The organism is Ramlibacter ginsenosidimutans, from assembly GCF_016654015.1.
Taxonomy (GTDB): Bacteria; Pseudomonadota; Gammaproteobacteria; order Burkholderiales; family Burkholderiaceae_C; genus Ramlibacter; species Ramlibacter ginsenosidimutans.
This window is the reverse complement of sequence record NZ_JAEPWM010000001.1, coordinates 311,774-332,171: the sequence shown is the minus strand read 5'-3', so window position 1 is coordinate 332,171 and position 20,398 is coordinate 311,774. Positions and strand designations below refer to the sequence as shown.

18 protein-coding genes and 1 pseudogene are annotated in these 20,398 nt (G+C 69.1%); 12 read left to right on the top strand and 7 right to left on the bottom strand.

Going from position 1 to position 20,398, the window contains the following annotated elements; genetic code table 11:
- Window positions 1-8: 8 nt before the first annotated feature.
- From JJB11_RS01670 to JJB11_RS26720, 3 genes and pseudogenes are all read right to left on the bottom strand, one after another.
- Window positions 9-842: an aldo/keto reductase gene (locus tag JJB11_RS01670; protein ID WP_201166164.1), complete on the bottom strand. Its 834-nt coding sequence runs from the start codon at window positions 840-842 to the stop codon at window positions 9-11.
- Window positions 843-862: 20 nt separating this feature from the next.
- Window positions 863-1,246, bottom strand: a complete 384-nt coding sequence (gene trxA / locus JJB11_RS01665) for a thioredoxin (protein ID WP_201166163.1) — start codon at window positions 1,244-1,246, stop codon at window positions 863-865.
- Window positions 1,247-1,276: 30 nt separating this feature from the next.
- Window positions 1,277-1,372, bottom strand: a pseudogene (locus tag JJB11_RS26720) (universal stress protein); the annotation flags it as partial.
- A 341-nt stretch (window positions 1,373-1,713) separates the two neighbouring features.
- Between JJB11_RS26720 and JJB11_RS01655 the strand changes: the two are divergent.
- Window positions 1,714-2,088 (top strand): host attachment protein, encoded by a 375-nt coding sequence (locus tag JJB11_RS01655; protein ID WP_201166161.1) that lies wholly within the window; start codon window positions 1,714-1,716, stop codon window positions 2,086-2,088.
- A gap of 25 nt (window positions 2,089-2,113) precedes the next feature.
- On the opposite strand, the gene JJB11_RS01650 is transcribed toward JJB11_RS01655, so the two are convergent.
- Window positions 2,114-3,460, bottom strand: coding sequence for an NAD(P)/FAD-dependent oxidoreductase (locus JJB11_RS01650; protein WP_242528814.1), 1,347 nt, complete (start codon window positions 3,458-3,460; stop codon window positions 2,114-2,116).
- 266 nt (window positions 3,461-3,726) lie between these two features.
- Here JJB11_RS01650 and JJB11_RS01645 point away from each other — a divergent pair, with 266 nt between their 5' ends.
- The 6 genes from JJB11_RS01645 (at window position 3,727) to JJB11_RS01620 (ending at window position 12,720) form a co-directional block, all read left to right on the top strand.
- The gene (locus JJB11_RS01645; protein WP_201166160.1) at window positions 3,727-4,398 is read left to right on the top strand and encodes a BON domain-containing protein; all 672 of its coding nucleotides are present in this window, start codon (window positions 3,727-3,729) and stop codon (window positions 4,396-4,398) included.
- A gap of 3 nt (window positions 4,399-4,401) precedes the next feature.
- Complete coding sequence (locus tag JJB11_RS01640) at window positions 4,402-5,031, top strand: HdeD family acid-resistance protein (protein WP_201964541.1); 630 nt, start codon at window positions 4,402-4,404, stop codon at window positions 5,029-5,031.
- 38 nt (window positions 5,032-5,069) lie between these two features.
- Window positions 5,070-5,642, top strand: a complete 573-nt coding sequence (locus JJB11_RS01635) for an Hsp20/alpha crystallin family protein (protein ID WP_201166159.1) — start codon at window positions 5,070-5,072, stop codon at window positions 5,640-5,642.
- Between the two features lie 33 nt (window positions 5,643-5,675).
- Window positions 5,676-6,107 (top strand): PRC-barrel domain-containing protein, encoded by a 432-nt coding sequence (locus tag JJB11_RS01630; RefSeq protein WP_201166158.1) that lies wholly within the window; start codon window positions 5,676-5,678, stop codon window positions 6,105-6,107.
- Between the two features lie 21 nt (window positions 6,108-6,128).
- Complete coding sequence (locus JJB11_RS01625) at window positions 6,129-8,960, top strand: ATP-dependent Clp protease ATP-binding subunit (RefSeq protein ID WP_201166157.1); 2,832 nt, start codon at window positions 6,129-6,131, stop codon at window positions 8,958-8,960.
- Window positions 8,961-9,048: 88 nt separating this feature from the next.
- Window positions 9,049-12,720 carry an ATP-binding protein gene (locus JJB11_RS01620; protein WP_201166156.1) on the top strand — a complete coding sequence of 1,224 codons (3,672 nt, stop codon included), beginning with the start codon at window positions 9,049-9,051 and terminating at the stop codon, window positions 12,718-12,720.
- An 83-nt stretch (window positions 12,721-12,803) separates the two neighbouring features.
- On the opposite strand, the gene JJB11_RS01615 is transcribed toward JJB11_RS01620, so the two are convergent.
- Window positions 12,804-13,004: a hypothetical protein gene (locus JJB11_RS01615; protein ID WP_201166155.1), complete on the bottom strand. Its 201-nt coding sequence runs from the start codon at window positions 13,002-13,004 to the stop codon at window positions 12,804-12,806.
- Here JJB11_RS01615 and JJB11_RS01610 point away from each other — a divergent pair.
- Window positions 13,003-14,007 carry an SGNH/GDSL hydrolase family protein gene (locus tag JJB11_RS01610; RefSeq protein ID WP_201166154.1) on the top strand — a complete coding sequence of 335 codons (1,005 nt, stop codon included), beginning with the start codon at window positions 13,003-13,005 and terminating at the stop codon, window positions 14,005-14,007. The genes JJB11_RS01615 and JJB11_RS01610 overlap by 2 nt on opposite strands.
- 55 nt (window positions 14,008-14,062) lie before the next feature.
- Here the strand turns inward: JJB11_RS01610 and dapA are convergent, their stop codons facing one another.
- Both dapA and JJB11_RS01600 read right to left on the bottom strand, forming a co-directional pair.
- The gene (gene dapA / locus JJB11_RS01605) at window positions 14,063-14,962 is read right to left on the bottom strand and encodes a 4-hydroxy-tetrahydrodipicolinate synthase (protein WP_201166153.1); all 900 of its coding nucleotides are present in this window, start codon (window positions 14,960-14,962) and stop codon (window positions 14,063-14,065) included.
- Window positions 14,963-15,042: 80 nt separating this feature from the next.
- Entirely contained in the window at window positions 15,043-15,705 is a 663-nt protein-coding gene (locus tag JJB11_RS01600; RefSeq protein ID WP_201166152.1) for a glutathione S-transferase family protein, read from the bottom strand.
- Window positions 15,706-15,793: 88 nt separating this feature from the next.
- On the opposite strand from JJB11_RS01600, the gene JJB11_RS01595 reads away from it, so the two are divergent.
- The 4 genes from JJB11_RS01595 (at window position 15,794) to JJB11_RS01580 (ending at window position 20,373) form a co-directional block, all read left to right on the top strand.
- A complete protein-coding gene (locus JJB11_RS01595) occupies window positions 15,794-16,291 on the top strand; it encodes a winged helix-turn-helix transcriptional regulator (protein WP_201166151.1) in 498 nt (165 codons plus the stop codon).
- 266 nt (window positions 16,292-16,557) lie between these two features.
- Window positions 16,558-18,492: a DUF3604 domain-containing protein gene (locus JJB11_RS01590; protein WP_201166150.1), complete on the top strand. Its 1,935-nt coding sequence runs from the start codon at window positions 16,558-16,560 to the stop codon at window positions 18,490-18,492.
- A gap of 22 nt (window positions 18,493-18,514) precedes the next feature.
- Window positions 18,515-19,378 carry a peptidyl-prolyl cis-trans isomerase gene (locus JJB11_RS01585; protein WP_201166149.1) on the top strand — a complete coding sequence of 288 codons (864 nt, stop codon included), beginning with the start codon at window positions 18,515-18,517 and terminating at the stop codon, window positions 19,376-19,378.
- On the top strand, window positions 19,378-20,373 hold the full coding sequence (locus tag JJB11_RS01580; RefSeq protein ID WP_242528831.1) for a HupE/UreJ family protein: 996 nt from the start codon (window positions 19,378-19,380) through the stop codon (window positions 20,371-20,373). Before JJB11_RS01585 ends, JJB11_RS01580 begins: the two co-directional genes overlap by 1 nt.
- Window positions 20,374-20,398 lie beyond the last annotated feature (25 nt).

Below are 20,398 nucleotides of genomic sequence, written 5' to 3'. Positions count from 1 at the left end.
TCTTCGAATCAGATCATCTCGAGCGGCGTGGGGCCTGTCGGCGGCGGGAACAGGTCGTCGAGTTCGCGCAGGTGATCCGGTGCCAGCTGGTGGGCGAGCGCGCCGGCGTTCTCCTCCAGCCTCTGGCGGTTGCCGGTCTTGGGGATGGCGATCACGTCTTCCTGTGCCAGCAGCCACGCAATGGCCACCTGCGCCGGCGTCATCCCGTGCTTCTTCGCGAACACCGTCAATGCCCGCGTCCTCAGCAGCCTGCCCTGCTCCAGCGGCGAGTACGCCATCGCGGGAATGCGGTGGCGGCGCAACAGGGGCAGCAGGTCCCATTCGACGCCGCGGTGGGCGAGGTTGTAGAGCACCTGGTCGGTCTGCACCGCCTTGCCACCGGGCACCGCCAGCAGCGAGCGCATCAGCTGCGGGTCCAGGTTGCTTACGCCCCAATGGCGGATCTTGCCGTTCTGCCGCAGCGCTTCGAAGGCCTCCACGGTCTCGTCCAGCGGCACTGCGCCCGGCCAATGCAGCAGGTACAGGTCGATGACGTCGATGCGCAGGCGCTGCAGGCTGCCGTCGCAGGCGGTGCGCATCGCGCGCCGCGACGCGTTGTGCGGGTAGACCTTGGTGACGACGAAGACCTGGTCGCGCCGGCCCTGGATGGCCTCGCCGACCAGCAGCTCCGACTTGCCGTCGCCATACATCTCGGCGGTGTCGATCAGCGTCATGCCGAGGTCGATGCCGCGGCGGATGGCGGCGATTTCCTCGTCGCGCTGTACCGGGTCTTCGCCCAGGTGCCAGGCGCCCTGGCCAAGTGCGGGGACGGCTGCGCCGCCGGGGAGGGTGATGCGTTTCATGGTGGCAGCAGGGTGTTGTCTCACCAATCCAGTTCGATCTGCGGCCGCCGCGGGTCCTGCTCCACGGGGGTCCGTTCCCTGGGCGGCAGGTGCTGCTCGACGAAGCTGGCCAGCTGGCGCTCGCTCATCATCCCGGCCTGGGTGGCCAGCGGCTTGCCGTCCCGGAACAGCATCAGCGTCGGCACCGAGCGGATCCCGTAGCGGTTGGCGAGACCGGGCGCCGCGTCGATGTCGACCTTGAGCACGGGAAGCTCGTTGCCGCGGCGCTGCGCGAAGGCTTCCAGCGCGGGCGCCATGGCCTTGCACGGGCCGCACCAGGAGGCCGAGAAATCGACCAGGAAGGGGCGGGGGCCGGCCAGGGCCGAATCGAAATCGCGTTCGCCGGCTTCGATGACTGCGGACATGGTTCTTGCTCCTTGTCTGTGGCAGGCGCGTCAGTGCGACATCAGCACGGGCAGCGTCATCGTCTTCAGGATGCTGCGCGTGGTGCCGCCGAGCAGCAGCTCGCGGATGCGGTGGTGACCGTAGCAGGTGGCTGCAGGGCCAGCAGCGCCACCAGTGTCGCCGCGCCGTGCTCCTGGGCCAGCCTGATCGCCAGGGCTAGCCGCTCCGCGCACCGGGGCGACGCGTCCATGTGGACGAGGATGGATGAGAAGTCGCTCATGGGGTCTTCCTCTCGAATTTCTTCGCCATGACAGCACGATAGGCGCCGCGCGCGCCTGGTTCTTCCAGCCGCCTGCGCTTCATGGCGCGCGACAGCGGTGAGTGCGGGACGCGCGACGCTGGCGGCAGCATGCGCAGGAATCGGCAAAGGAGCGCAGCCTTCGGCCGGCGGTGTGCGCGAGCATGGATCTTTGACCGGAAGCACACCATGCCTGACCCAGAATGGACCGTCCTCGTCGAGGCCGGGCGCGCGCGCATCCTGGAAACCCCCGTGGAATCCGGCAGGCAAGGCGAGCCGCCGCGCCTGGTGGAGGAACTGGCGGATGCGCACGCCGCGCCGGTGCCCGGCCAGGCCCGGACCGCGGAGGAACTGGAGCGATTCGCGCGCCAGGTGGTGGCGCGGCTGAAGCAGGCGTACGCCGATGCCCGCTTCGAATACCTTCGCATCGCGGCCGAGCCGCGCCTGCTGGGCGCGCTGCGCAAGGAGATCGACAAGCACCTCGACCTGCATCGCGCCGTGCTGGAATGGCGCGAGCTGAACGTGGTGCCTGTCGAGGCAGGGGGCGCAGCGGGAGCGCCGTGACGAGACTGTCCCGCGACCGGCCGCCTCAGTGTCCATCGAGCACGCGGTGCACGAAGCCCACCGCCATCGCACCCTCGCCCACCGCCGACGCCACGCGGCGCACCGCGTTGTGGCGGACGTCGCCGGCGGCGAACACGCCGGGGATGTTGCTTTCCAGGAAGTAGGGCTCGCGGTCCAGGGGCCAGCCCTGCGGCCGCTGGCCGGCGCGCGGCAGGTCGGGCCCGGTGACGAGATAGCCGCCCTCGTCGCGGGCCATGCCGATGGCTTCCGCCCACTGGGTGTGGGGCTCGCCGCCGATGCAGACGAACAGCCAGCGCGTCGGCACGCGGCGCTCGCGGCCACTGCCGTCGCGCAGCGTGATCTCGCGCAGTGTTGCATCGCCGTGCAGCGCCGTGACCTCGGTGCGGGTCAGCACGTCGATGTTGGCGGCCGACCGGATGCGCTGCAGCAGGTAGGCCGACAGGGTCTCCTTCAGCGAATCGGCGCGAATCACGATGCTGACCTGCCGGGCGTAGCTGGAGAAGTGCAGTGCGGCCTGGCCGGCCGAATTGCCGCCGCCGACGACGAACACGTGCTCGCCGGCCGTCAGCGACGCCTCGCTGGCGCCGGCGCCGTAGTAGAGACCCGCGCCCAGGAACCTGGCTTCGTCGGGCAAGCCCAGGCAGCGGTAGGCCACGCCCGTTGCGCAGATGGAAGCGCGCGCGACGATCCGCGTGCCGTCCTCGAGCACGCCCACGCCGTGCCCGGGCTCCAGCTCCGCCTTCTCGCCGGCGCGCGCGAGCAGGATCTCGACGCCGAACTTCTCGGCCTGCCGGCGGGCGCGGTCGGCCAGGTCGGTGCCGCTGACGCCCTCGGGAAAGCCCAGGTAGTTCTCGATCCTCGAGCTGCTGCCGGCCTGGCCGCCCAGGGCCCAGCGCTCCACCAGCACGGTGGAAAGGCCGTCAGCCGCGGCGTAGACCGCCGCGCTCAGGCCGGCCGGACCGGCGCCGTAGATCGCCAGGTCGTACTCGGTGCGCGATGGATTCCTGAACCAGCCGAGCTTCTCGGTGATCTGGCGGATCGTCGGCCTCTCCATGCGGGTGCCGTCGGGGAACTCGCAGGCCGGCACGCACTCGAGCGGCACGAACTCGAAGGGCACTTCGCACCGGTGCAGGAATTCGCGGATCGCGTGGGTCGCGGCGTTGCCGACCGGCCCGTAGATCCGCACCGGAGCGCGAGCGGGTCGCGGCCCGGGCGCGGCGTGATGCGCCTCCATCCCCAGCGTCCACGACGGCGGATCGCTGGCGGGAAAGCTCTCGGCCAGCGCTTCGTCGACCAGCGTGTCGCTGTCGGAGCTGGGATTCACGGGGCTGGGTGGCTGGACTTTGGGCATGCGTTTCTCCGGGCTCGTCGCTTCGGGGCGGCAGGTGCAAACCAGCGTAACGGCGCGTGGCCCTGCGGTGTTCCTGATTGCTGCGCGAATTTGGCGCAGCCCGGCGCAGCAGCCCCTCGCAATCCTGGAACACAGAAGCGCAGGTCCACGCAACACCGGCCCGGGGGGCTGCCTTAGTCTGGACCCAGAGCCTGCAGCGATCGCCCGCCTCAGCTGCGGCTCCCCGACGACGCGGGCGCCTGCATGTGAACAGAAGGGACTTTCCAATGACCATCGCCACCGCATCCAGAACCGATGCCGAAATCCAGGCCGACGTGATCGCCGAATTGAAGTGGGAACCGCGGGTGCAGGCGCCCGAGATCGGCGTGAGCGTGAAGGACGGCGTCGTCACGCTGACCGGCTGGGTCGATTCCTATACCAAGCGCTGGGCTGCGGAAGAGGCGGCGCACCGCGTGCGCGGCGTCAAGGCGGTCGCCAATGACATCGAAGTGCGGCTGGGCGCCAGCGGCGAGCGCGCCGACGTGGAGATCGCCGCGGCTGCCGTGCGCGCGCTCGAGTGGGACGCCGTACTGGTGCCGGAGAAGATCGAGGTGACCGTATCCAAGGGCTGGGTGACGCTCAAGGGCACGGTCGACTGGGAATACAAGAAACGCGAGGCCGAGCGCGTCGTGCGCAATCTGGCCGGGGTCAAGGGCGTCAGCAACCTGATCGATGTGAAGCCCAAGGTCCAGCCCTCGGACATCAAGAAGGAAGTCGAGCAGGCCCTGGTGCGCAGCGCGCAGACCGATGCGCAACGCATCACGGTCGAAGTCGAGGGCAACAAGGTCATCCTGCGCGGCACGGTGCGCTCCTGGGCCGAGCGCGAGGAGGCCGCTCGCGCGGCGTGGAAGGCGCCGGGCGTCACGACGGTCGACAACCGCATCACCATCGGTCTCTGAGCCATGGCCACTGCTTCTACTTCCAGGAACGGTTCCGCCAACGACAGCGCGCCGCTGTCGGCGGATGTGCAGATGGACCGCTCGGCGCGGATGCTGATGCTGCGCGGCGCCGTGGCGATCGTGTTCGGCGTGCTGGCGCTCGCCTGGCCCGACCTCACGCTGCTGCTGCTGGTGGCGATGTTCGCCGTCTATGCGCTGCTGGCCGGGGCCGTGTCGATCGTGGCCGCCTTCCAGATTCGCCGGGCCGAGAGCAAGTGGTGGCTGCCGCTGCTGCTGGGCATCGTCAGCGTCGTCGCCGGCATCTATGCGCTGGTCGCCCCGGTCGTGACGATGCTCGTGCTGGTGCTGGTCATGGGCGCCAATGCGATCGTCACCGGCGCGCTCGACATCGCGATGGCGGTGCGCCTGCGCAAGGTGGTGCGCGGCGAATGGCTGCTGGTGCTGGGCGGGATCGTTTCGGTCGTGTTCGGCGTGCTGGTAATCGCGTTCCCGCCGGCCGGCGCGCTGGCACTGGTCTGGATGATCAGCGTGTACGCCGTGCTCTCGGGGGCGCTGCTGTTCGCCCTGGGCCTGCGCACGCGGCGCGCCTCGCGCGAGCTGCCCATGCGCCGCGCGACCGCGAACGGCCACTGAACGGCCGCTCCGCCGTGTTTCCCAACAGGAGACTTCAGATGGCATTCGATCTGCAGAAATGGCTTCCCTTCAAGTTTTCGCGCGGCGGGACCCCGGGGCGAGCGCAGCCCGCCGGCAGCGCGGCGGCCGTGTCGCCGCAGCAGCAGGCGGGCGCCGACGCCTTCGACCCCGTGCGCCTGCTGCGCGCCGTCGACCCATTTGCGCTGCTGCCGCCCATGTTCCGCAGCCCGCTCGCCGCAGGGGGTGGCGGCGGGGGCTGGTTCGGCGACTTCGCTCCTCCGTTGTTCGAACCCCGCATCGACGTGGTCGAGGATGGGGAGGCCCTGCGCATCACGGCGGAACTGCCGGGCCTGGCGCCGCCGGACCTGGAGGTGATCGTCGAAGACGGCTTCCTGGTGCTGCGCGGCGAAAAACGGGTGGACGCGGCGCAGGATGAAAAAGGCTGCTACCGGCTCGAACGCGCCTTCGGCCAATTCCAGCGCGTGCTGCCGCTGCCGGACGGCGTGGACGCGGACCGGGCCGAAGCGCGCTTTGCCAACGGGGTGCTGACGCTGACGCTGCCGAAAAAGGCCGGCGCCGCCAAGGCCTCCCGCAAGCTCGAAATCAAGTGAGAAGTTTTCTTCGAAACCGAAAAGGATGACACCATGATCACGAAATTCCTCCTCGCCTCCAGCGTGGCGTGCGCGCTTTCCAGCCTCTTCGCGGTGAACGCGGCCCGGGCCCAGGCCGCCTCGGCGCCGGCCGCGACGGAGAAGGTTCCGGTGGCTGCCAAGGCCACGCTGGGCGTGACGGTCGCCGAGACCCTGCTGGTCGCCACCGGCTACCGCGCCTCCAAGCTGCTGCACCAGGACGTCTACAACGACAAGGGCCAGAAGATCGGCACCGTCGACGATCTCGTGGTGTCGCCGGACGGCACCCTGTCCACGGCGATCGTGAACGTCGGCGGATTCCTCGGGCTCGGCAAGCACCTGGTCGCGATCCCGGTGCGCAACTTCGCCCACGTCGCACCCAAGGCCGTCCTGCCGAACGCGAGCAAGGAACAGCTGAAGGCCCTTCCGAAGTTCGAATACGCGTGAAGCGCGCACAGGAGACCTGCCATGGCCAAATGCGAAGTGTGCGGGCGCCCCGCCACCACCCAGCTGACCGTCCGTGAAAACGGCCGCACGCGCCAGATCGCCCTGTGCGACGAGCATTACGCAGAGCTGATGGAGGGCGGTGGCTTCGGCCGCTCGCCCTCGTCGCCGCTGGAGTCGCTGTTCCATGGCGGCATGTTCGACGAGTTCAAGGACTTCTTCGGCGACCGCGGTTCGATCTTCGGCGACCGGGGCGGCGGCGGTGCACGCGGTGGCGGCGGCAACGTCCCCGTCAGCGGCGGCGCGCGGCCGGCAGCCGGAGGCGGGCCGCGCCGCCAGCGCTCGCGCGAGTCGGTGGACCTGCGCAGCTTCCTGAACGAGGCGGCGATGGACCGGCTGCAGGCGGCAGCCGAGAAGGCGGTGGAGTACGGCAAGGACGAGGTCGACACCGAGCACCTGCTGATGGCGCTGGTCGACAACGAAGTGGTGCAGGAAATCCTGAAGGAATTCAAGCTCTCGGCCGCGGACCTGAAGCAGACCCTGCAGGAGAATGCGCCGCGGGGCGAGCACCAGGTGAAGGAAGGGGAGACGCCGCGGGTCGGCGTGTCGCCGCGCGCGAAGAGCGCGCTGGATCACGCCCTCGTCGCCTCGCGCGAGCTGGAGCACAGCTACGTCGGCCCGGAACACATCCTGATCGGCCTGGTCGAGGAAGAGGACGGCTTCGCCGGCGAATTGCTGCGCAAGCTGGGGCTGTCGGCCCAGGCCTTGCGGCAGAAGACGGTGAAGGTGGTGGGGCAGGGTGCGGAAGAGGGCAAGCTGCAAAAGCGCAGCCAGACGCCCACGCTCGACAAGTACGCGCGCGACCTGAGCCAGCTGGCGCGCCAGGGCAAGCTGGACCCGGTGATCGGCCGCGCCAAGGAGATCGAGACCACGATCGAAGTGCTGGCGCGGCGCAAGAAGAACAACCCGGTGCTGATCGGCGAGCCCGGCGTCGGCAAGACGGCGATCGTCGAGGGCCTGGCCCAGCGCATCGTGCAGGACCAGGTGCCCGAGGTACTGCGCAACAAGCGGTTGGTGGAGCTGAACATCAACAGCCTGGTGGCCGGGTCGAAGTACCGCGGCGAGTTCGAGGAACGCGTCAAGTCGGTTCTCGACGAGATCATCGCCAACCAGGACGACATGATCCTCTTCATCGACGAACTGCACACCATCGTGGGCGCCGGCCAGGGCGGCGGCGAGGGCGGGCTGGACATCGCCAACACCTTCAAGCCGGCGCTGGCGCGCGGCGAGCTGCACCTGATCGGCGCCACCACGCTCAACGAATACCAGAAGTACATCGAGAAGGATGCCGCGCTGGAGCGGCGCTTCCAGCCGGTGACGGTGCCCGAGCCGGGCATCGACGACACCATCGAGATCCTGCGGGGCCTGCGCGACCGCTTCGAGGCGCACCACAAGGTGAAGATCAGCGACGACGCGATCGTCGCGGCGGCCCGGCTGGCGGACCGCTACATCACCGGACGCTTCCAGCCGGACAAGGCGATCGACCTGATCGACCAGGCGGCGGCGCGGGTGCGCATCCAGGCCAGCTCGCGGCCGCCCGAACTGCACGACATCGAGGCGAATCTTCGGCGGCTGCGCCAGGAACAGGACGCCGCCGGCACCGCCAAGCAGTACGACAAGGCCAAGCAGCTCGGCGAGCGCATCGCCGCCGAGGAGAAGAAGCTCTCCGAGGCCACCGAGAAGTGGAAGAAGGAGCGCGGCACCAGTTCGCACCAGGTCAACGCCGAACACGTGGCGCAGATCGTCGCCTCGCTCACCGGCATCCCCGTCAACGAGCTGACGACCGAGGAGCGCCAGAAGCTGCTGGCGCTGGAAGACCGCTTGCGCGAGCGCGTGGTCGGCCAGGAAGAGGCGGTGCACGCGGTGGCCGAGGCGGTGCGGCTGGCACGCGCCGGCCTCAAGGAAGCAGGCAAGCCGACCGCCACCTTCCTGTTCCTCGGGCCCACGGGTGTCGGCAAGACCGAGCTGGCCAAGGCGCTGGCCGCCAACGTGTTCGGCAGCGACGACGCGCTCGTGCGCATCGACATGAGCGAGTACGCCGAGCGGCACACGGTGGCCCGGCTGGTCGGCGCGCCGCCCGGCTACGTCGGCTACGAGGAAGGCGGCCAGCTCACCGAGCGGGTGCGGCGACGCCCCTATTGCGTGGTGCTGCTCGACGAGATCGAGAAGGCGCATGCCGAGGTGCACAACATCCTGCTGCAGCTGTTCGACGAGGGGCGGCTGACGGACGGGCGCGGGCGGGTGGTGGACTTCACCAACACCATCATCATCGCCACCAGCAACCTGGGCTCCGACGTGATCCAGCGCAACCTGTCGGCCGCCGACAAGGAACAGCTGGACTACCCGACGCTCAGGGACCGGCTGATGGAAATGCTCAAGCGCCACTTCCGTCCCGAGTTCCTCAATCGCGTCGACGAAGTCGTCGTCTTCCATGCGCTCGGCCGCGCGCAGATCCGCCAGATCGTGGAACTGCAGTTGCAACGGGTGGCGCGCACCGCCGCGCAGCAGGACATCCAGCTGGAGTTCGACCGCGACCTGGTAGACCACCTGGCGGAGGTCGGCTACGACCCCGAGTTCGGCGCCCGCATGTTGAAGCGTCGCATCCGCAGCGAGGTCGAATCGCCGCTGGCCAGCGCGATGCTCAAGGACGAGGTGGCGGCGGGTCAGCGCGTGAAGCTCGGCTACGACGCGGTGCGCAAGGCCCTGCGCATCGGCGAGCCGCGGGGGCAGGAAAAGGAAAGCGTGCCGGAAACCGCTGCCGGGGAGACGCCAGCTGCCGAGGCCGCGACTGTGTAGGCTTGGATGCCTTGCAGCTTGCGCGGCCGGCCCCTTGCGCTGCGACGGGGGGGCCGGTTAGGCTGGTAGTCCCCTGCCGGGAAAGCGCATGACGTCCAACCCCGCCGCCGCCTCCGTCCCGCGGCGGGCGGCGTGCCTGCGCGGGGCGGGCGAGATGGCGGCCATCATGCGGAGCTTCGACTGGGGCGCGACTGCGCTCGGGGCGGTGGAAGGATGGCCGCACAGCCTGTGCACGGCGGTGCGCATCCTGCTCGGCTCGCGCCAGGGCATGTGGCTGATCTGGGGGCCGGAGCAGGTCTTCCTCTACAACGACGCCTGGCGCAACATGACGATGGCGGAACGACATCCCTGGGCACTGGGCCGTCCGGCGGCGGAGGTCTGGTCGGATGTGTGGCCCGCCGTCCAGGAGCGGATCGCGCCGTTGCTGGCCACGGGCGACGCCGGCTCCGACTACGAGCTGATGCTGCTGATGCAGCGCGGCGATCGCCTGGAGGAGACCTATCACACGGTGTCCTATTGCCCGCTGCCGGATGACGACGGCCACATCGCTGGCCTGCTGTGCATCGGGGTCGACGACACGGCCCGCGTACTGCAGGAAAGGCGCTTGCACTGCCTGCGGGAAACGGCAGCGATCGTGGCGAGCCCGCAGCCGGAGGACGCCATGGCGGCGACCCTGCAGCAGGCGCTGGGCCGCTGCGCGCGGGACCTGCCCTTCACCCTCGCCTACCTGTTCGACGGCGGCGGCGAAGCGCGGCTGGCGTGCACCAGCGGCATCGCGCGAGGCCACCCGGGCGCGCCGGAGTGCATTGCGGCCAGCGACGCCGTGCCTTGGCCCGCTGCCGCCGTCCGCCACGGCGGCACGCTGGTGCTGGACGACCTGGCGGGCCTCGGCGAGCTGCCGCGCGGCGCCTGGGATCGCCCGCCCGCCGCGGCCGCGCTCGTCTCCTACACGCCGTCCTGGCAGCAGCAGGCCGCGGGCTTCATGGTGGTGGGGCTCCAGCCCTACCAGCCCTGGGACACGTCGTACCAGGAGTTCGTGCAGCAGCTGGCCGACCGGGTCTGCGCCGGGCTTTCGGTCGCGCGCTCGCACGCGAACGGGAATGTGGACGCGAAAGCAGCTGCGCCGGCCGTCGCGGCGGGGCGATCGGGGCGGGGGCACCAGCGACGCGCGCTGCGGGGCGCGCGCGCCGAGGTCGCCCAGATGCGGCGCAGCATGGAGCGGCTGCGCGAGCTGGCGCACACCCTGGCGGACTTCTCCCCGCCCGGCGAGGACCGGGGCGACGCGGCGAAGGAGACCGTCACGCTGTCCGCGTACACCACCGAACTCGCGAGCCTGTTCCGCGACACCATCGAAAGCGCCGAGCTCCGCCTGGTCGTCGATTGCCCGCCGTTGGCCGAGCCGGTCGACGTCGACCCCGCGCTGTGGGAAAAGCTGGTGCTGCAACTGCTGTCGAATGCCAGGGAGGTGACTTCCGCCGGCGCCATCACGCTGGGCCTGCGCCGCGTGGGCCGTGCGATCGAGCTCACGGTCGCCGATACCGGCAGCGGCGTGCCGGCCCGCAAGGTCCCGCCGCTCCAGGAGCTCGCGCGGCTGCTGGGCGCCACCGTGCGGGTGGACAGCGGCGAAGGCCGTGGGAGCAGCTTCACCGTCGTCCTGCCGGCCGATCGCATCCCCGCCGGCGGCGCGGCCGCCCGCGGCGCGCCGTCGCGGCCACCGGCTGCGGCGGCGCGCATCCTGGTCGCCGACGACGATCCCGACATGCGGCGTTACCTGCACCGCCTGCTCGGCACGCACTACCACGTGCAGGCCTTTGCGGTCGCCACCGCGGCGCTGGCGGCGGCGCGAGCGATGGTGCCCGACCTGGTGCTCGTGGATGCCCTGCTGCCGGACCTCGATGGGGCGGCGTTCGCGCGCGTGCTGCGCGCCGACCCGCGCACGCGGGGGGTGCCGGTGATCCAGCTCACCGCGCCCATGCGCCGCAACGCGGCATCCGGCGACAACGGCGCCGAGGACCGGCTGGTGAAGCCTTTCACCGCACAGGAATTGCTCGCGCGCGTCAGGGCGCGCCTGGAGCTGGCGCGGATGCAGCGTGAGGCCGCGGCGCGTGAACAGGCACTGAGCGCGACCTCCGAGGAGGCCGAGGGCATGAAGCGGCTGCACGAGTTCTCCTCGCGGCTGCTGACCATCAACGGCCTGCAGCCGCTGCTGGAGGAGGTGCTGGACGCCACCATGGCGCTGCATGGCGCGGATTTCGGGGTGGTGCAGCAGGTCGACGTGGCCAGCGGAGGCCTGGTGATCGTCGCCCAGCGCAACCTGCCGCAAGCCTTCCTGACCCACTTCGCTCGCGTGCACGACGACAGTACCGTCTCCGGCCGCGCGATGCGGCGGCTGGAGCGAGTGATCGTCGAGGACGTGCTGGCCGACCCGCCGTTCGCGCGCCACCGCGCGATCGCCGAAACCGCCGGCGTCCGCGGCGTGCAGTCCACGCCGCTGGTCAGCCGCAAGGGGGAGCTGTTGGGCGTGATCTCCACGCAGTTCCGCCAGCCACGCCGCTTCAGCGTCACGGAGCTGCGGTTCACCGATCTCTATGCGCGCCACGCGGCGGACATCGTCGAACGCAGCCGGGCCGAGGAGGCGCTGCGTGCGAGCGAGGAGCGGTTCCGGCGCTACTTCGACCTCGGGCTCATCGGGATGGCCCTGACCTCGCCCGGCAAGGGCTGCCTCGAGGTGAACGACGAGTTGTGCCGGATCTTCGGCTACCCGCGCGAGGAGCTGATGCGCCTGCGGTGGCCGGAGCTGACGCACCCCGACGACCTGGCGGCCGACGAAGTGCAGTTCGGGCGGGTGATCGCGGGCGAGCAGGACGGCTACGTCCTGGAGAAGCGGTTCATCCGCAAGGACGGCCAGCTGGTCTGGTGCACCATGGCGGCGCAGTGCGTGCGAGCCGCCGACGGGTCGGTGGAGTTCCTGGTGGCGCTGGTGCAGGACATGACCGAGCGGCTGCAATCCGACGAGGCGCTGCGGGGCGCGCGCGAGCAGCTGACGCATGTCGCCCGGGTGGCGGCGATGGGGGAACTGGTGGCTTCGATCGCCCACGAGATCAACCAGCCGCTGGCGGCGATCGTTGCCAACGGCCACGCCACCGCACGCTGGCTGGCGGCGCAGCCGCCGAACCACGGCGAGGCGGAGGCGGCGGTGCAGCGCATCGTGGCCGATGCCCACCGCGTGAGCGAGTTCGTGGTCGGCATCCGCCGGTTCGTGCGGCGCAGCGAAGCGCAGCGCGCGCCGGTGGACCTGCACGCGCTGGTGTACGAGGTCGCCCGGATGCTGGAGCCGGAGGCGCGCACGCGCGGGGTGCGGCTGCAGATCGAACCCTTCCGCGGTGAGGCGATCCCTGTGGACGGCAACCGGGTGCAACTGCAGCAGGTGATCCTCAACCTCGCCATGAACGGCTTCGACGCGATGGCCTCGAGAGCCCAGGCGCAACGCTGCCTGCGGATCGCGGTCGAGTTCGAGGCCGAGGCCGAGGCCGAGGCCGACGATTCGCGCACGGTGCGCGTGGACGTGTGCGACTCCGGGCACGGCGTGCCGCCCCTGGAGCGCGAGCGCATCTTCGATGCCTTCCACACCACCAAACCCGCCGGCATGGGCCTGGGGCTGGCGATCAGCCGCTCGATCATCGACGCGCACGGCGGGCGCCTGTGGTGCACGCCGAACCCGGGCGGCGGCGAGACATTCAGCTTCACGCTGCCGACGTGAGGGCATCCCGCACCAGGCGGCCCAGCCGCTCTACGCGCTCTCTGAAACCGCGAAGATCTTCAATGACACGGGCCCGAAGATCGTCATCGACGGCGGGCAAGATCACGCTGTCCGGTGGCGGCCAGCGGCGGATCCTCTACATGAACATCTGCGATCCGGCCTGCGTGGTGCTGCTCGTAACGGATCGTTGTATCTGCGACGGGATGGGCTCCCGCAGCCCCTTGCGCAACCCGCGGCGTCGGCATCCAATGCGGCAACGGATTCTGCAGCAGGAGGTATTCCATGCTTTGTGTGCGCATCCTGCCTCGCCTGGCGCGGCTCATCGCAGTTTCCATCGTCTTTGCCTTGCAATGCGGCCTCGCAGTAGCTGGCGCCGGCATCGACCGCCTGGTGACGTTCGGCACGAGCCTGAGCGACTCGGGCAACGCGTTCGTCTTCCTCTCGGATCCCGCCAACCAGGGCTGCGGCGTTCCCTTGAGCGTGCCGCCGTACGACACGCTGGACGATCTCGTCGTGCCCGACGGCCCGTATGCCCGCGGCGGCCATCACTTCACCGATGGCGCGACGTGGGTGGAAGGTCTGGCGAATCACCTGGGACTCCAGGGCAACGCCCGTCCGGCACTCCGCGCGGCGCCGGCCTCGCAGGCGAGCAACTACGCCGTCGGCGGGGCACGGGCTGTCAGCTATCCCTGCCGCTTCAACCTGCCGGAGCAGCTGGCTGCCTATCTGGCCGCGCATCCGCAGACTGCGGCCAACACCTTGGTGGTCATCGAAATGGGCGGCAACGACGTGCGCGACGCATTGGTCGCCGCCGCTCTCGGGGGCAATCCCGCTCCGTACATCCAGAACGCCTTGGCCAGCCTGGCCAACACCGTCGCGGCGCTCTACGCCAGCGGCGCGCGCAAGTTCCTGCTGGTCAACGTCCCCGACCTCGCGAAGGCGCCGTCCGTGCGCATGCTCGCGCAGCAGGTGCCGGCGGCAAGCGCAGCCGCCACGCAACTGTCCCTGGCGTTCGATGCCGGCCTGGCCAATGTCGTGCAGTATGCGCAAGGCCTGGGTGGCACGGACGTGCGGGTCCTGGATCTGTTCGCCCTGCTCGACGAAGTGATCGCCAGCCCGGGGAGCTACGGCTTCACGAACACGACTGATCCGTGCGTCACGCCGAACGTGCCGCCGTTCCGCTGTGCGCGACCCGGCCAGTACGTCTTCTGGGACGGCGTGCATCCCACCAGCGCCATGCACGCAATCGTGGCCCAGCGTGCCATCACGGTGATCTCCGCGCCCTGAAGCCATGACGTCATGACCGTTGAAGTCCGCCACGACGCGCCATGCAAGTCCACGATCAGATCAGTCCGAGTCCAGCGCACACGGCGTAGGCGCGATCCGCGGTGTTTGCGGGCGCTCGAGGTAATGGGAGGCGGCATCCACCGGCCTCGATCCCCAGGAGCGGCAGCAGCGCCTTGATCGCCATCGGATAGACGCATTCCTCGTTGTTGACATAGGCGAAGGAAGGCTGAAGTCGTGCGTTGATGGCGCGGGCTTCAACGAGATCTCCCCGCATGACGGCCGAGATCATGGAGCCGAACAAAGGCCCGGTCCAATGCGTGGTGGTTCCCACGACACCGACGGCGCCCACGGCGAGCAACGGCAGCGTCCATGCGTCGTCTCCGGAATAGAGATCGAAATCCGCCTCGGCGAGCAGGGCAGCGGAGGCGGCTGCGTCACCCGTTGCATCCTTGAAGGCAACGATGTTCGCCTCTTCGCGGAAGAGGCGCAGCAACACGTCTTTCGCAACGCGGCGACCCGTGCGCAGCGGCACGTCATAAAGCATCACCGGCAGTGCTGTTGCACGCGCGATCGCGCGGAAGTGCTCTTCGATGCCGGCTTGAGGTGGGCGGCTGTAGTACGGGCTCACGGCAATCACGCCGGCAGCCCCAAGCGCCTGCGCCTGGCGTGTCAGTGCGACGCTGTGCTGGGTGTCGTTGCTGCCGGTGCCTGCGATCACCGGGATCGTGACCGCCTCGGACACAGCGCGGATCAAGTCGAGCCGCTCCGAATCGGCGAGGACCGTCGCTTCGCCAGTCGTGGCGGCGATGACAAGCCCATCGCTGCCGTGATCCGCCAGCCAGCGGGCAAGCGTGCGCGCGGCATCGAGGTCGAGGGCACCCTGGGCGTCGAACGGCGTGACCATCGCCGTGAGTACCTGTCCCCAGTGGCGCGGCGGCGTGATCTGATCCGGCATGAGACGGGATGGTAGGAACGAAACCACCAGCGATTGATGCGAAAACAGCAGGGGATTGATGCGCCTGGCTTCGCATCACCTCAGTCGCGGTCGGGTGCGCCCAGGGGGAACAGATGGCGGTAGGGCCGTGCTTCCTCCACTGCCCGCGCGAACGAGGGGCGACCGAGCAATCGCGCCCGGTAGGCGCGCACGCGTGGGAATGCCGGAGAGATCGGGTGTGTCCAGTCCGCATAGAACAGCCCAGGCCCGGCCGCGCAGTCCGCAAGCGAGAACGGCGCGCCGGCCGCCCATTGGCTTCCCTCGGAGAGATGCGCTTCGAGCCAGGCGTAGGAGCGCTCGAGAACTTCCCGCGCGCGGGCATGGAAGTATTCGCGCTGGTCCGGATCGCCAGTCAGTACCGCGCTCACCGCGCTTTGCACGGGCGACATCACGTGCAGGTCGAAGAACCGGTCGAGAAAGCGCACGTCGAGAGCGGCCATGGGATCCGCAGGCAGCAGGCGCACCGGGCCGGGATGGGTGAGCTGCAGGTACTCGATGATGATGCTGGTTTCGAGGATCGCACGGGTGCCATCCAGGAGCATCGGGAACTTGGCCATCGGCCAGCGCCGCAGCCACTCCTGCGCATGTTCCGGATGGTCCGCATCGATGCAGCGGAACTCGAACGGGAGGTCGTTCTCGTAGAGCGCGATCAGCGCTTTCTGCGTGTACGAAGAGAACGGATGGCCATAGAGCGCGAGCGGCATGAGCGGTCCTTCTTGAATGTTCGCGAAGTGCTCGTTTGACTCTAGCCCAAACCACTTGCACAATGCAAGCTGTGTCGGAGGAGGGTGAGTGAAACAGTCAGGTCGGTCCGGGTGCCCGATCAATCTCACGCTGGAACAGCTGGGCGATCGCTGGAGCCTGATCGTGATCCGCGATGTGATGTTCGGGAACCGGCGCAGCTATGGCGAATTGCTGGCGAACAGCCAGGAAGGCATCGCATCGAACATCCTCGCCGACCGGTTGAAGCGACTCACGGCCGCCGGGCTGCTCAGTCGGCGGGATGACCCGAGTCACCGGCAGAAGGGCGTGTACAGCCTGACGGAGGCATCCATCCAGCTCGTGCCGCTTCTCGCGCACATGGGAGCCTGGGGACGGCGGCATACGCGACCGAGTCGGGAGCTCTCCGTACGCGCCGAGATCCTGGAGAAGGGCGGCCCGGCCCTGTGGGACGCATTCATGGATGAACTGCGCCACCTGCACCTCGGCGCCGCCCGGCCGGCACGCTCGGTGCTCAACGAGCTCCAGGCTGCGTACCTGAAAGCTACGCGCGTGCGCTCGAAGGTCTGACTTGTCGAAAGTCCTTGTCCGGGACGTTGAGAGCGGCCCCGTTGAGCTCGCGGCACAAATGGAGTACGGCTTCTGTTCCAACGTGAACCCGAACGTAGGCTGCCGGATGTGGCGGACCTGATGCTCGCGTCAGCGCAGAAGCTCAGGAAGGCGGGCGTCCCTGCCCCCGGAAGCAGGGTGGGCCGGCTTAGCGATTGACGCGCGTCAACTGCCGGCGAAGGTGGCCCTCCAGAATGAGCACCGAGCTCAGCACAAAGGACGCAGCCATGCACAAGCCGACATTCCGTAACTGGAGCCTGATCGCACTCGCTGCAGGCCTGGCGCTTCCGTTGCTGGCTGCGGAACAGGCCGACATCGGCACGGCGGACAAGAGCACGCTCGAGAAGGCGTACCCGTCCAAGCCGAACTATTCGCCCTACGCGGGACGCACGTTTCCCACGCAGCCGCTGTTCGGCGACACCCACCTGCACACCTCGTTCTCGATGGACGCCGGAGCCTTCGGTGCCCGGCTGGCGCCCAAGGACGCATACCGTTTTGCGCGCGGCGAGGAAATCGCCTCCAACTCCGGGCAGCCGGTCAAGCTGTCGCGGCCGCTGGACTTCCTGGTGGTCGCCGATCACTCCGACGGCATGGGCTTCTTCCCGCAGTTGATGGGCGGCGATCCGGACCTGCTGGCGACGCCCCAGGGGCGCAAGTGGTACGACCAGATCAAGGGCGGCCAGGGCGCGGACGCGGCGATGGACATCATCGCCAGCTTCAGCGGCAACAAGATGCCCAAGGGTTTCCCGACGCCGGGCACGACGTCGTACCGCAACGCCTGGCAGCAGACGATCAAGGCGGCGGAGACCTACAACGAACCCGGGCGCTTCACCGCGTTCATCGGTTATGAGTGGACCGCGGGCGGCTCCAGCAACCTGCACCGCAATGTCGTCTTTCGCGGCAACGGCGCCCAGGCCGGCCTGGTCGAACCCTTCACCACGCTGCCGCCGCTCGGCAGCCCCAACCCGACGGACCTGTGGAAGTGGATGGCGGCCACGGAGCAGAAGACCGGCAGCGAAGTGCTGGCCATTGCCCATAACGGGAACCTGAGCAACGGGATCATGTTCCCGGTCGTCGAAGCCTTCGGCAAGAGGCTCGATCGCGACTACGTGCAGACGCGCGCCAGGTGGGAGCCGCTGTACGAAGTGACGCAGACCAAGGGCACCGGCGAGGCGCATCCCTTCCTCTCGCCCAACGACGAGTTCGCGAATTTCGAGCTATGGGACAAGGGCAACCTCGATGGGACGGCCACCAAGACGAAGGACATGCTGGAGTTCGAATACGCGCGCGCGGCGCTGAAGAACGGACTGGTTCTCGAAGCCAAACTGGGGACCAATCCCTACAAGTTCGGCATGATCGGCAGCAGCGACGCGCACACGGGGCTGGCGGCGATGGAGGAGGACAACTTCTTCGGCAAGACCGCGCCCCAGGAGCCGAGTCCTGAGCGAATGACCAAGGCCTTCGTCGACAACCCGAAGACCGGCGTGAAGATCATGGACTGGGAGGTCAGCGCCTCGGGTTTCGCCGCCGTGTGGGCGACCGAGAACACACGCGAAGCGATCTTCGACGCGATGAAGCGGCGCGAGACCTACGCGACGACGGGCCCGCGCATGATCGTGCGCTTCTTCGGCGGCTGGGATTACGCAGCGGCTGACGCGAACAACCGCATGCCGGCCGCGATCGGATACGCCAAGGGCGTGCCGATGGGCGGCGACCTGAGCAATGCACCCCAGGGCAAGTCGCCCACCTTCCTGGTGGCCGCGCTGAAGGATGCCATCGGCGCCAATCTCGATCGCATCCAGATCGTGAAGGGCTGGGTCGGCCCGGACGGCAAGACGCAGGAGCGCGTCTACGACGTGGCAGTTTCCGGCGGGCGCAAGATCGACGCCGACGGCCGCTGCAAGACGCCCGTGGGCAACACAGTGGATGTCGAGAACGCAACCTGGATGAACAGCATCGGGGCCCCCGAGCTGATCACCGTCTGGAAGGATCCGCAGTTCGACGCGAAGCAGCGCGCCTTCTACTACGCCCGCGTGATCGAGATCCCGACGCCGCGCTGGACCGCCTACGATGCCAAGCGCTTCGCCATCAAGCCGCTGCCGGGAACTGCGATGGTGCTGCAGGAGCGCGCCTATACCGCGCCGATCTGGTACACGCCGTGATTCGGTGGCGGCCACCATGCGGTTGAAGTCGATCCTGGGGGAACCGCTGCTGCACTTCGTCGCGATCGGCGCGGCGCTGTTTGTCTGGTTCCAGTGGAGCGGCGGCGGGGCTGGCCCGGGTTCGACGCGCATTGCGATCACCAGCGGACAGATCCAGCACCTCGCGGCCAGCTACACCAAGGCGTGGCAACACCCGCCGACCGACACGGAACTCAAGGGGCTGATCGACGACTGGGTCCGCGAGGAAATCGCGGTGCGGGAGGCCGTTGCCGCGGGGCTCGACCGGGACGACACGATCGTCCGCCGCCGACTGCGGCAGAAGCTCGAGTTCCTGGCCGAGGAGGCCGCGCAGGCCGCGCCACCCACCGACCAGGAGCTCGAGGCATGGCTCACGTCGCATGGCGACGCCCTGCGGATCGAGCCTCGCGTGGCCTTTCGCCAGGTCTTTGTCAGCCGCGAGCGACGCGGCGCCGCCGCGGAGCGCGACGCTGCCGCGATCCTGGCGCGGCTCAACGCCATCGGCCCGGCTGCTCCGGTCGACGCGCTGGGCGACCCGACGATGCTGCCCTCGGACATCGAACTCACTTCGACGCGCGACATCGATCGCCTGTTCGGCCCTGGCTTTGCGCAGCGGATCGAGACGTTGGCGCCGGGCGCCTGGGTGGGGCCGGTGAAATCGAGCTACGGGCTGCACCTGGTGCAGGTGCGCGCGCGCACCGAGGGGGCGCTGCCGCAACTTGCGGCGGTGCGTCCGCTGGTGGAGCGCGAGGTGCTGGCCGAGCGGCGCAATCGGCAACTCGACGCGATGTACGAGCAGCTGCTGGCGAAGTACAAGGTGGTCATCGAGCCGCACGCACCCGCCGCCGCGGACCAAGGCCGTCCGTGATGCTGCGCGCTTTCTGGCACCGCATGCTGGTGAGCGCGTTGGCGCTCGGCGCCGCCGGCGCGGCGATTGCGCACGAGATGCGACCCGGATTCCTCGAGCTGCGCGAGAGCGACGCCACGACCTACGCGCTGCTGTGGAAGCGGCCCACCGGAGGCGAGGTCGAAATCCGCATCGCGCCGGTGGTGCCCGATGGCTGCCGACTGGTGACGCCGGACCAGCAGCAGCTCACGCCGGGCGCCATCGTCGTCCGTGGCACCCTGCGCTGTCCGGGTGGACTGGCAGGCAAGACGATCCGGATCGCGGGGCTCGAAACCACGATGACCGACGTGCTCGTGCGAGTGCAGCACGCGGATGGCCGGGTGGAGAGCCGCCTGCTGCGTCCGCCCGATCCTGCCTTCACGCTTGGGGCGGCAACGAGCGGCAGCTCACGCGCGCTGTCCTACCTGCAGCTGGGCGTGCAGCACATCCTGCTCGGCGTCGATCACCTGCTGTTCGTCCTGGGGCTGCTGCTGATCGTGCGTGAGCGCTGGATGCTGGTGAAGACCATCTCCGCGTTCACGGTGGCCCACAGCATCACGCTGGCGATAGCGACCCTCGGCTACGCGAGTGCACCGCTGGTGCCGCTCAACGCCGCCATCGCGCTGTCGATCCTGTTCCTCGGTCCGGAGATCGCCCGGGTGTGGCGCGGCGAAAGCAGCTTCACGATCCGCCATCCCTGGGTCGTGGCGTTCGCCTTCGGCCTGCTGCACGGTTTCGGCTTTGCCAGCGGGCTGACGGCGATGGGGTTGCCGCACTCCGAAATTCCGCTCGCCCTGCTGCTGTTCAATGTGGGCGTCGAGGCCGGACAGCTCGCTTTCGTCCTCCTGGTGCTGCTGCTGGAGCGCGCGTTCTCCCAGCTCCAGATCGTCTGGCCCCGCTGGGTGCAGTTGCTGCCTGGCTATGTCGTCGGGTCGCTCGGTGCGTACTGGACGATGCAGCGCATGGTGCTGCTGTGAGGACCACCGCTGCCAGGACGACCGT